This window comes from Paenibacillus azoreducens, from assembly GCF_021654775.1.
Taxonomy (GTDB): Bacteria; Bacillota; Bacilli; order Paenibacillales; family Paenibacillaceae; genus Paenibacillus_AQ; species Paenibacillus_AQ azoreducens.
On the sequence record NZ_AP025343.1, the window covers coordinates 4464253 to 4475973 of the forward strand.

General features: G+C 47.5%; 13 protein-coding genes. 3 read left to right on the forward strand and 10 right to left on the reverse strand.

Annotated features, from left to right (window positions below):
- Positions 1 to 20: 20 nt before the first annotated feature.
- The 5 genes from L6442_RS19620 to L6442_RS19640 form a co-directional block, all read right to left on the reverse strand.
- Positions 21 to 980 (reverse strand): AAA family ATPase, encoded by a 960-nt coding sequence (locus tag L6442_RS19620; RefSeq protein ID WP_212976740.1) that lies wholly within the window; start codon positions 978 to 980, stop codon positions 21 to 23.
- A 164-nt stretch (positions 981 to 1144) separates the two neighbouring features.
- On the reverse strand, positions 1145 to 1438 hold the full coding sequence (locus L6442_RS19625; protein WP_212976741.1) for a hypothetical protein: 294 nt from the start codon (positions 1436 to 1438) through the stop codon (positions 1145 to 1147).
- Positions 1439 to 1676: 238 nt separating this feature from the next.
- On the reverse strand, positions 1677 to 2501 hold the full coding sequence (locus L6442_RS19630) for a phosphoenolpyruvate hydrolase family protein (RefSeq protein ID WP_212976742.1): 825 nt from the start codon (positions 2499 to 2501) through the stop codon (positions 1677 to 1679).
- Between the two features lie 53 nt (positions 2502 to 2554).
- Positions 2555 to 3760 (reverse strand): Tm-1-like ATP-binding domain-containing protein, encoded by a 1206-nt coding sequence (locus L6442_RS19635; RefSeq protein WP_212976743.1) that lies wholly within the window; start codon positions 3758 to 3760, stop codon positions 2555 to 2557.
- A gap of 139 nt (positions 3761 to 3899) precedes the next feature.
- Complete coding sequence (locus L6442_RS19640; RefSeq protein ID WP_212976744.1) at positions 3900 to 5099, reverse strand: phosphoenolpyruvate hydrolase family protein; 1200 nt, start codon at positions 5097 to 5099, stop codon at positions 3900 to 3902.
- Positions 5100 to 5305: 206 nt separating this feature from the next.
- Between L6442_RS19640 and L6442_RS19645 the strand changes: the two genes are divergently transcribed.
- Positions 5306 to 6385 carry a hypothetical protein gene (locus L6442_RS19645; RefSeq protein ID WP_212976745.1) on the forward strand — a complete coding sequence of 360 codons (1080 nt, stop codon included), beginning with the start codon at positions 5306 to 5308 and terminating at the stop codon, positions 6383 to 6385.
- Positions 6386 to 6558: 173 nt separating this feature from the next.
- On the opposite strand, the gene dapA is transcribed toward L6442_RS19645, so the two are convergent.
- Positions 6559 to 7452, reverse strand: coding sequence for a 4-hydroxy-tetrahydrodipicolinate synthase (gene dapA / locus L6442_RS19650; RefSeq protein ID WP_212976746.1), 894 nt, complete (start codon positions 7450 to 7452; stop codon positions 6559 to 6561).
- Between the two features lie 111 nt (positions 7453 to 7563).
- On the opposite strand from dapA, the gene L6442_RS19655 reads away from it, so the two are divergent.
- Positions 7564 to 8448 carry a LysR family transcriptional regulator gene (locus L6442_RS19655; protein ID WP_212976747.1) on the forward strand — a complete coding sequence of 295 codons (885 nt, stop codon included), beginning with the start codon at positions 7564 to 7566 and terminating at the stop codon, positions 8446 to 8448.
- Between the two features lie 130 nt (positions 8449 to 8578).
- Here L6442_RS19655 and L6442_RS19660 read toward each other — a convergent pair whose 3' ends face one another.
- The 3 genes from L6442_RS19660 to tnpA form a co-directional block, all read right to left on the reverse strand.
- Positions 8579 to 8791, reverse strand: a complete 213-nt coding sequence (locus tag L6442_RS19660) for a hypothetical protein (protein WP_212976748.1) — start codon at positions 8789 to 8791, stop codon at positions 8579 to 8581.
- 204 nt (positions 8792 to 8995) lie between these two features.
- Positions 8996 to 10072: an RNA-guided endonuclease InsQ/TnpB family protein gene (locus tag L6442_RS19665; RefSeq protein ID WP_212976749.1), complete on the reverse strand. Its 1077-nt coding sequence runs from the start codon at positions 10070 to 10072 to the stop codon at positions 8996 to 8998.
- Positions 10073 to 10078: 6 nt separating this feature from the next.
- Positions 10079 to 10477 carry an IS200/IS605 family transposase gene (gene tnpA / locus L6442_RS19670; protein ID WP_212976872.1) on the reverse strand — a complete coding sequence of 133 codons (399 nt, stop codon included), beginning with the start codon at positions 10475 to 10477 and terminating at the stop codon, positions 10079 to 10081.
- A gap of 219 nt (positions 10478 to 10696) precedes the next feature.
- Between tnpA and L6442_RS33155 the strand changes: the two genes are divergently transcribed.
- On the forward strand, positions 10697 to 10774 hold the full coding sequence (locus L6442_RS33155; RefSeq protein WP_373871783.1) for a VOC family protein: 78 nt from the start codon (positions 10697 to 10699) through the stop codon (positions 10772 to 10774).
- A gap of 89 nt (positions 10775 to 10863) precedes the next feature.
- Here L6442_RS33155 and L6442_RS19675 read toward each other — a convergent pair whose 3' ends face one another.
- Entirely contained in the window at positions 10864 to 11649 is a 786-nt protein-coding gene (locus tag L6442_RS19675; RefSeq protein ID WP_237100000.1) for a hypothetical protein, read from the reverse strand.
- Positions 11650 to 11721 lie beyond the last annotated feature (72 nt).

Here is an 11721-nt window from a genome sequence, read left to right on the forward strand (position 1 = left end):
TTCAGCATTTTTCAAAATACTCATTTGGCAAAAGCGTCGGCCTCAGCAAAAAAATACAGCTCCGCCAGCAAATGTTCGCCAAGCAAATGATAAATACGGGACGCTCCCGCATCCCCTCCATGCAAAATCTCCATATGGAAACTGACCATATTCACGACATGCAGGATAAATTCGTCTTCATACCCAAGCTCTTTCAGCACATGGCAGGCGATTGCCGCAGACACATGTTCATGCCCGTAATACGAATAATACCCGCGCGCCTCCTTCCATACTTTGCAAAACGGTTTGCCCGCATCGTGGAATAAAGCCGCCAACTGCATGCCGAGCAGATTTTCGCCTTCGTAGAAGACATTGATATAATCCAGTACGGCAAAGGTATGCTCGGATAAGGTTTTGGAATGATGCGGATTCTCCTGATCATATCCCAACATGACCTGAAAATGGGGAGAGCCTGCCAAATAAGCAAAAAGCTCGTCATGCCCCGGCTGCTCCGCAAGAAGCTGCTCCAGCCTGTTTCTCTCTAAACCAGTCTCTGTTGAAGCATGAACCAGATGCAAATCATGAAATCCTTCGCCAAGAACGGGGAATTCAAAATTTTTGGCAAACTTGGTCAGCACCGTATCGTCGATCCGGCGTTTTCTTCCCAGGATTCGTTCCTTCGAAAGCTCGTATGGGGTATCGAACACATGGCATTCGACCGTCGCGTCATTAAACCGTTTCAGAAACTTGAGCCTGCGGTCCCGGCTGACATTCGTTGCATCGAATACAACATTCCGGCCCGATCCAAGCGCCTGTTCAATCTCCGCAAAGGCTTCGTCAAAAACCTTGTACGTGTTTTTCTGCTTCGACTCGCTCCCGAACAATCTTTCCCGGATGGAATCCGTCGCCACAAGATAGGCTCTTTCCCGCCTGCATAACTCTTTGGCGTAATGGCTTTTACCGCTGCCCGGAATGCCGACCAGCATGTGAATTACACTCATCGTTATCACCTCCTTTCAAGTACATGGCTGCGTACTTCTTGTTATACGCGCTTCGGAGGGCGACCGTTTCGTTCGGCTTCGGCTCTTCTTATCCACTCATATAGCGTTTAAGTATTTTTCTCCCGCTTTTGATTTCGTTCCGGCATTCCTCAGCCTCCTTAGGTTCACCTCGGCATTCGCATAATCATTGCTTTCAATGCCTTTATCCCGTCGTCATTGTTCAAATAGTCCGATGGTTTGTCTGACCCGAGCGCAGGGACGCTTTTTTCAATCCAGGTGAACAGGTAATCTCCCATTTCAGGCAAAAGCACCATACAGATATCTTCCGGAATGCGGCTTTTCCCAGCTTTCTCCCGCAGTTCCGCGTTCACAAGCAAATACTCATTCCGGTACAATTCCACGAATTCCATCCAATGCTGAGCATTGTATTCTTTCAAGTAGAGATCTTTGTACAGCATGCTCCTAAACAAACTCCTTTCAGCGATAGCACCCCTATGACCAGTATAATGGATGATTTTCACGAAACACACGGGACCATCGATGCATCCGGCAGCGGGCCTTTTCACCCGTTTATCCTTCCGCCAGGCCTTTTCACCTACAAAACATGGAAAAGCGTTAGCCTCCGGCTTTGGCTCGGACAGGCTAACGCTTATTTAAATGGCAACAATGTATCCTATGCAAGAAACTGCTTCTGCATTACTTTAAAATGTTCTTGAAAGCTTCCGTTTGTTGCTTGATGCCAACCTCAGTCGCAAAACGTTCGATGCTGGATGCCCCGAAGAAACCTTCAACGCCTTTCGTTTTCGACAACACGTATTCCGCATCTTCCGGATCGGCAATCGGACCGCCATGGCACAGCACCATAATGTCCGGATTTACCGCTTTGCCCGCATCGCAAATTGCCTGGATCTTATCTACGCAGTCATCAAGAGTAAGGGCCGTTTTCGCGCCGATGGTCCCTTTTATCGTTAGGCCCATATGCGCTACCAGAATATCCGCGCCTGCTTCAGCCATCTTCTTCGCTTGCTCTACGTCGAATACATAAGGCGTCGTCAACAGATTAAGCTCATGCGCTTTCCGAATCATTTCAACTTCCAAATCATATCCCATGCCGGTTTCTTCGAGGTTTGCTCTGAACACGCCGTCGATCAGCCCCACCGTTGGAAAGTTCTGTACACCGGCGAAACCTTGTTCCTTAAGCTGCTTCAGGAAAATATCCATGATGCGGAACGGGTCGGTGCCGCAGACGCCAGCCAGCACCGGCGTATTTTTCACGACAGGCAGCACTTCATTGCCCATATCGACCACGATTTGGTTAGCGTCCCCGTAAGCCATCAAACCGGCAAGCGAACCGCGTCCAGCCATGCGATAACGGCCCGAGTTATAGATGATAATCAGATCGACTCCGCCCGCTTCGGCGCTTTTGGCAGAAATGCCGGTACCTGCGCCTGCGCCCAATAATACGTTGCCTGCTGCTACCTCCGCTTTAAGCTGCGCCAAAATCTCTTGTCTTGTTTTCATCGTATATTTTCCTCCTCTAATTGAATAGTTCATGATGTGTTCGCCCAGCGCTTCTACTTCATCAGCTCGATCAATTTCTTGGCGGCCGCGACGGCAAAAACCTGGTTATTAATGTCTGTGTCCATTTCAATCAGTTCGACCTTTTGGCGGTTAATGTTTTGTTTCAATGTAGCAAACAGCACCGCGTCTTCTTCGGCTCCGTAGAATGGCTGCCCTTCTACATCAAGCATGGAAACTCCCTTCAGCGGAAGCATCAATGCCGTCTTGCCCTGCGCCTGATTCAATTTATCCGCGAGAATTTCGCCTAGCTTTTGGTTCTCAGCGAGCGTCGTCCGCATTAAAGTCACCGAAGGATTATGCTTATACAGATTCCGGCCTTTGAATGCTTCCGGTACAGATTCATACGGTCCGAAATTGACCATGTCCAGCGCCCCGGTCGAAACTACCTGCGGAACTTTGCAGCGTCCGGCTGCTTCAAGCCGGTGCGGTCCGGCAGCCAATATTCCGCCGACCAGCTCATCGCACCATTCGGTTGTCGTGAGATCCAGCACCCCGTCGATAAATCCGCCGTCAATCAGGGCTTCCATTGTTTTGCCGCCCGTGCCCGTCGCATGGAATACAAGCACCTCGTATCCCTGCTCCTCCAAGTATTCTCTTGCATAATTTACGCATGGCGTCGTTACGCCAAACATCGTTGCCGCGATTAACGGTTTTTTATCCTGCGGCGGCGCCGACTCGAATTGAACCATACCCGCCATGGCGTGGGCGGCATTGGTGAAAATTTTCGTCGAAAACGAGTTGAGACCCGACACATCCACGATCGACGGAAACATGATGATGTCGCTTGTTCCCACGTATGGTTCGGTGTTGCCTGATGCCACGGTAGAAACCATCAATTTCGGAACTCCGATCGGCAGCTTCCGCATGCCGGCGGTAACAATCGATGTGCCGCCTGTACCGCCGAAAGACAAAATACCGTCGAATTTCCCTTCGGCATACAATTTCGGAACGATCTTCTCCATGCCTCTCGCCAAAACTTCCGTCCCGGCAGAACGGTCTTTGCGGGCGGCAATCTCCTGGATATCGGCATTTGCGGCCTTTCCTACTTCGATGTGGGAAACATCCGGCTTAAACATCGGTTCGAATACGCCGCAGTGAATCGTAAATGTGTGAAGTCCAAGGCTTTCAATGACGGATTTAACATATAAAAACTCCGCACCTTTTGAATCGAATGTTCCTGCAATAGCTATCGTTTTCACCCGTACAACCTCCTTATTTTCTATGGTTGTCTCAGCCGCCCCTTAAGGGCTGTTCATGTTTTCTCTTTACAGTCCATATGATACAGCGCTTTCACAAAAAAAGGATCGTATCCTTGTACGATCTTTATGTATATTTGTCTTATGTTTTGTATATTTGTTGGCGGTAGGCTTGCGGAGTTATCCCGGCATATTTTTTGAAGGTTTTGCTGAAATGGACGTAATCGGGATATCCAACCATTTCCGCGATCCGCGACAATGGCAGCTTGGTATGCTTCATGACGTCCTGTGCTTTATGAATGCGGTATTTCGCAATATATTCCGGGAAGCTGCAGCCCACCTCTTTATTGAACAAAGCGCTCAGATGCGTGCGGGAAATATGAATCCGCTCTGCGAGTTCGGTAAACGAGATGTTGTTCATATAGTTTTCCGCAATGTATTCTTTGACAAACGCCACATAATCATAAGGTTCATCCGCCTGGGCCAGTTTGTCCATCAGCAGCTTGTCCTGCTCCAACTGACCGGTAAGCTTGAAACGATGGGTCGTCTCCACAATCGCTTCTTCAGTCGGAATCCGTTCAAAGCTGGAACCGCCGACGTATCCCATGGCCGATGTATTGTCATACATATACTGCACGTCAATCGGGCTGTGAACCGGTCCTCCATATACAAGCTTGATCGGCTGTTTGCCGGATGCATCGCATACCGCAAATATTTGCCGGGCGATGTCCGCCCCCTTCTCCAGGGACAGCACTTTTTTCGTTCCCATCAAGCCGCCTGCAGTAACACCCAGGTGAGCGCAAATGACATCGGCACCCGCTTCCAGCATCAGCCCCGCCTGTTCAGCGTTAAAGACGAAAGCCATCGTAAACAAATCCAACTCATGCGCAAGCCGGACGGCTTCCACCTCCTGCAGATAGGACATCCCCTCTTCTTCCAGCGCTTCGCGAAACTGCCCGTCGATGAGCCCAAGCGTCGGATAATTGATAATGCCCGCGAAACCGCTGCTTCGAACGCGGTTCAAATAAAAGGGGAGTTCAAGGCCGGGATCGGTTCCGCATAATCCAAAAATGACAGGCGTATCCCCGACCACGGACAAAATTTCCCGCGAACCGAATTCCATCACCATATCATTATTGTTGGCAAAAGGCATGAATCCGGCAATCGAACCTAGCCCCATCTGTCTGAATCTGCCCGAGTTCAGCGCCAATATAAGGTCTGCTCCGCCCTTCACTGCATATTTGGCCGAAATCCCCGCTCCGGCCGCCACGCCGATAATATGCTCTCCCGCCCGGACCTGCCCCTGCAGCCGGTCTAAAATCCGCTCTCTTTGAGTTCTCAAAACGATAATCTCCTTCGCTTCGATCAACCGCTCACCCGATTAAATCAAGCTGTGTTTATCCTATATTATAAGGGATTGCAATCCGATTAGGTAACGATAACGCCGCTAGTAGGTAAAATGGCCTGTATCCTTCCTGATTTAATCCCTATACAATTGAAGAAAATATTAAATTTCAGTTCAGTGAGGTAATGATGAAGCGAATATTTTTGAATCCAGACAGTCGTAAAACCTGGGAAATCGAATGCGACGGGGAACGTGTTGCCATGTCCAATAACGGGGGGAAACAGCGGGAGAAACGATTTGACAGTCCGGAACAAGCCTCCAAATACGCTGAAAAGGAAATGTGGAGCAGGTTAAAAAAGGGATTCATTTATAGCTGCACTGAAGCGGAACCGGGAAATCCGCTGTTTCATCTATACATCGGCGATGGTTACACGGGTTCCATGCCGCTCGCTGCCATTCCGGAAACCAATCAGTTTTATGCCGGGTATGTGGTGGGCCAATTTGAAAAGGAAGAAATTTATCTTATTGACGAGCACGGACAGAAACAGCTCGCTTCGGTATTAGAAGGGAATCATTTGATTTATGACATGTTTTATTGCCCGGAAACCGGTGAGCTTCTGATCAATGACAGCCATCAAATTTCGAGACTGGCAGCGGACGGAAGCATTCGCTGCTGCACTCGGGCTGTATACGAAAGCACACTTTCCTTGTCCGGAAGCCGGGCACTATGGTATGACGCCCCTCACCTGGTTGTTACGGACTTGTTGACTCAGGAAATCATATATCAGACCCGGGTTGCTCCGGAAAAGGTTAACGGGCACAGCTTGCAGCTATGCGGCGGACTGTCGCGCAGCGGACAGGTTTTCGCTTATTGCACACAGCCTGGCGAAATTGTCATTTGCGATCTGGAAACGCATATGGAGCATTCGATTGCCAAAGATATCAGCGCCTTGACGGTAGCTATGGGTTTTTCGTCGGATGATCGTTATTTGTTCACCCAGGAGCAATACGGGTCATGGGAGCTTAAATGTTACGATTTGGGTACATCAACCTTAGCCCCGGAGTGGAAAACCGATCACGTCAAAAGCTTTGCCGTGCATCCGAGCAAACCGCTGCTGGCGATGTACAGCTATGGACAGGTGCATCTTTATCATACACACACGTTACGGCATATCCTCGAATTCAAACCTGAACATGTGGTGAAAACTTGTAACCTGACCTTTACGAAAGATTATTTGGCGCTGTATTCCGATTACGGCTGCGTCAGCCTTTACGCTATTTAAACGCAAGCGGCCGAAAATACGGGGCTATCTCATAGGCTCATGACTTTATTCGCTATCTGTTCTCATTCAAACAGGCCTCAGCTTCTGAATACGAATTTATACTGATATATCAAATATATTTTTCCCGTCAAGAGATCACTGTCCTTATCCCAACCGCTCCGCCCACGCCAATTTTAATTTACACTCAAATGAGGCAACAAATGCTCCAGTTCATCTTCAAGTTCCTTGGAAACCGGCGCCATGGGGAGGCGAAGCTGATCTGAGGCGATAATCCCCTTTCTTGCCAGAATCCATTTTAATGGTGCGGGATTGGATTCCTGAAACAGCTTACGGATCAATGGAATCTGTTGATCGAAGAAATGCTTTGCCGAGAGATCGTCACCGCTTTGTACCAGACGGTAAACATCAATAAATGTTTGAGTGTTGACATTGGCGGACGCCAATATTCCACCGGCCGCCCCTTGTTTCAGCATGGCATAATAGTTGATATCATCGCCGCATAATACCGGTCCTGCTCCATGCCTGTTCAGTTCCGATAGCAGCGCAAGGCTGTCTGAACTGTCTTTTAATCCGACAACTCCATTCAGGGCCATGATTCTTCTTGCTGTTTCCATCGTTAGCCGAACGCCGGTACGGGATGGAATTTCATAAGCAATAACCGGAACTCCCACTTCCGCAACCTTTTGAAAATGCTTAATAATTCCCTCCTGCGACGGTTTGCTGTAATAAGGAACCACCACCAGCACGGCATCGGCGCCAATTTCTGCGGCGCTTTCCGTTCGCCTTACCGTTGATACCGTATCATTTGTTCCGGTGCCTATAATAACCGGCATACGTTGTTTCTTGCCCCCAATGAGCTGTTTTGTGGCCTGGACAAGCTGCAGGACTTCTTCCCAAGCCACCGTCGGCGCTTCTCCAGTCGTCCCATTGATAACCAATCCTTGAATATCGTGCTGAATCAGCCCACCTAAATAACTCCGATAGGATTCCAAATCCAGCTCCCCGCTTTGCAAAAAGGGCGTAATCACAGGTACAAAAACACCATTCATATCTCGTCTATCCAACATTTGGATGACCTCCTGTTCGTTATGGTGAGATTAATGTAACATAGAATTAGTTATCAGAGTTATCTATAATAGTTGATGATCATTATCAATATTATTGATGGAGTGAACGATATGGATCTAACTTATCTGCACACCTTTCGGGAGGTTGCCCTTCGCCAGAGCTTCACCCGGGCGGCTGAGGAACTAGGATACGCGCAATCCAGCGTAACCACGCAGATTCAAAAACTGGAGAAGGCCTATGGCGTACAGTTGTTTGAACGTTTTGGAAAAGGGATGCGGCTTACTTCAGCGGGAGAAGAACTGCTTCAAATCACGGTTCAAATACTTGGCTTATACCAGGAATCCGTCGAAAGGCTGAGCAGGCAAGAAGGAGGCTCCCTCTCGATCGGAACCATGGACTCGCTTGCCTCTTACTTTCTGCCGCCTGTTTTGCAGCAGCTTCGGCACCAGTTTCCCGCTCTCACAATTCGGCTGCATACAGACCGGGAAGATCATATTGTGCAAAAGGTTAAAGAAGGCGATCTGGACCTCGGTCTGCTTCTGGAAAATAAATCCACCGATGCCTCTCTGAACTGGCAAGCAGTCAAGGAAGAACCGCTTATTCTGATTGCCGGACCGGATCATCCATTATCACGATTGAACAAAATCGAACTGAACCATCTCGCGCATGCGGAGTGGATTATGCCTGAGGATAGCTGTAATTATCGAATCATGTTGGAAAAGGTTCTAAAACGGAATCATATCCCTTATATCATTGGTCTTGAGCTCGGCAACCCGGAAGCGATCAAAAGATGCGTCATGTCCGGTTCAGGAATTTCCCTTCTGCCCGAAATGGCTGCCATTGACGAGATTCGCAGAGGGAAGCTGACGATGCTGCCGTTTGCCCATCCGGATATACGTTTACACCTACAGCTTGTGACACATCCGAAGAAATGGATATCTAAAGCGCTGAGGTCATTCATCGAATTGAATCATACACATGCCACGATGCCGTGAAGTAACTTGAATTAGAGCGTTTAATCCCGCCATCCCAGGTATTTTCACGAAAAACGCATGGAAGATCGCTTTGACGGCCATCCTCCATGCGTTTGATTCTTTTTCTGAATTATGGCGCTATTCCCGAGCCTCACTTGCGCAGCTCATAAAATTGACATTCCCGGCGCGAGTGATATGTTACGTCGCTGACATCCGATTGGGTAATAATCGTAGTATCCGTAAACCGGATGATATAAGTAGCGGAATCGATCAAAAGATCGTCGCGAAATACTCGGATCGGAAGCTTCCTGCGCTCGGCTTCTTCGAAATCAGCATCTGACAGAAGCTCTCTTATGGTAGCCATTAGACGGCGGTTCCCCCTTTTTATTGATGTGCATAAATAACAAAAGGACTTTGACACTCCCACGCCTAAAGGCGCAAGCCTCATTCCTACTGGCATGAGGTGGGATTCTTAGGTACTAAACTGTACGCAGTCCATTTCTGTTTTGTACTAGCCCTAAGCTAAGGGTATGCCATTACCCCATCCTAGACCAGACCGTATAGGTGTCTAGGCTGATTGACTGTTACCATCAATCACAGGTGCAAAAATAATATTCCATGCACCGACTAAATCGCGGTGTTCTCTAGCACCGCAGTTCGAACAAGTATACCTACGATCTAGCGCATGATTGTGGTGTCCGCATTGTGGGCATCGTTGACTCGTGTATGCTGGGTTTACATGTTCCACTTTAATACCCGCTACATTTGCTTTGTACTTGATGTATTGTGCTAAACGATAGAAAGACCAGTTACTTAGAGAATGATTGTTTTTACGACTTTTTCTTGTCTGTTGCCGAATGCCCGACAACTGTTCAAGTCGGATCACACCGACATTGTGTTTCATTGCGAAATCAATGATTTCACGGCTGATTTTATGGTCTTGGTCTTTCATCCATCGTTGCTCTTTATCACGAGACTTTTCAATCGCATTTTGCTTTTTGGCTTTACCTAACTCTTTGCGACGAGCATTATGGTATCGGCGAACGTACTTGTTCATGCGTCCATTTCCAACAAACTTCACTTCTTTCTCATCGGTGACACAGACAGCAGGAACTTTGATACCTAAGTCTACACCCATGACTTTCGTTGAAGGGGTGAGTTCGGTTGGAACTTCCAGCGCAATTTGAGCTATCCATTTGTTGCCTTTGCATGTGATTCTCAGCGTACCGATTTTGGTTGCGATGGCTAACAGATTAAGGTCTCGTTGTTCAATGAGTGCTTTCATACTTAACTTCTTCGAGCGTCCGTCAATCACAAAAGGCATACAGATACTTGTTGGCGTGACCGTGAAATTTTGGTTATTCCAAATGATCACTGGCTTTTTCAAGACGGGTACGATTTGAAATTTTGTTTTCTTTGCTCTTTTGAACACACTCTTGGCATCACGGATCGCTTGATTCTTCACCGCACTATTCAGTGAAACTGCAACGTCTTTAGACGTTTTCTTGGTTGTCTTTTGTTCGGCAACCATTTCAGAAACGAGAAAATTCACGGTTTCAATATAGCGCAAAGACGAACTTTTCAAAAGCTCAGTTTCTTTCTTTGTCGGAAGTAGCTTGATCTTGATTGTCAAGGATTGCGCCATGAGTTCTCACCTCGTTCTCTGATTTTCAACATATCGTTTTATGGTTTGTGAAGATACATTTCCAGCGGTGGATACGAAATAACTACGAGTCCATAAACTTGGTAAAGCGCTTAGAAAGTCGAATTCATCACGTAGTATTCTTGACGTGCCTCCTTTCACTTTCGCCATGATGTCCGCAGGACTGTAGGTTGGAGGGACATTTAAGAATAAGTAGCAGTGGTCTTTGTCAGTTTCCATTGCAACAATCTTAAAGTCGTGTTCCTTACAGATTTGACGGACTAGCTCTTTAAAGCGTTCGTCAACGGCTTGATTGCGGAATATCTTCCTACGGTATCTAGGACAAAACACAAAATGATAGTTGAGTAGACTTACAGTTGTTTTGGTTCTTCTATATTCTTCCATGATTTCAGTATAACACATTTATTGTATGTATGGTATTAAAACATACGCAAACAAACAAAAAAGAAAAGGAGCTAGATAGAGTCGTACATGTACGTACCTAAAGGTACGCCCCAGTCCGAAGTCGCTATCATCCCACCCCTTAAGGAGTGGGCTTTCTCGCACCTGAAATCTGTAATTGTAACCGAATTAGAAGTTGATTGAAAACCCAGCCTGCATGATAAATTGGGTAACTATCCTTTTGCTACTAAATTGGGATGGGTTCAAGACAGGTTCGGCGTCTCTTGGCAATTGAGCTTCTGATTTTCGGGAAACAAAAAAACCCGTCGGATTTCCTAAATCAGAAATTTGACGGGTTTACTTATATAAGCACCTTCAATCAGTAATCCCGATTAAACAGGAATTTTCGCTTCCGCAGAACGCAGCGCTTTTGCGATGTTCCCTTCCCATTCCAATATCTTACGTTGGGAAACCTGAACCCGGTTTAACGCCTCAACCATCCCCTTTAATTCTGCCGCAGCACTCACCGCGTCTCCCTGCTTCACGGCTGTTTTATAACGTTTATTCGCCTCCTGCTTTGATTTGTTCAGCTCCGCGATTTTAGCATTTTCCACAGTGATTTGTTTCTTGAATGCTTGTACCGGCAACAATTCCGCCTTCACCGCTTTAGCCTTCGCGTTCGCCTGTTTCTTAGCGGCCGCCAGAGCCTCTTTTTTTGCTTTGATCTCCTGTTTTGCCGCTAATGCGGAAGCTTTGATCCGATTCCGTTTCAAATCAAACAATAATGCCGATTTCGAGTCCTTTCGTTTCCTTGCTTCCGCCGCTTTGCGCCCCAGCTCGGCATACTCCGCAAGCATGGGGGCATATTTCCGCTTGGCTTGCTCCGCTTCCGATTTCAGCCTTTCGACCAAAACCTTATCAATAAGCTGCACCTTCCTGTTTATCTCCTGCAGCCTGTCATTATTTTGCTTCCGTAAAGCTGTGATCTGCTGCTTGTCAGTTGTAATCGCCGACTCCAATGCGGTAAAACGATCATGCAGCTGTTCAATGTTCGAGAATGCGGCGTCCCAGCCGGAAGCAGCGGCATGTAAAGGTCCGCTTATGATCAGCAAAAATACTACCATAAAAACGACTATATTTATGCTCCGTCTTCTGTTGCGATTCAGCCCGTCGATCAATTCAATCATCTCCTTATTCCATCATCATTCGGACCGGAAGCACAAAAAAGCACCCGCAAGAAAGGCATTTAG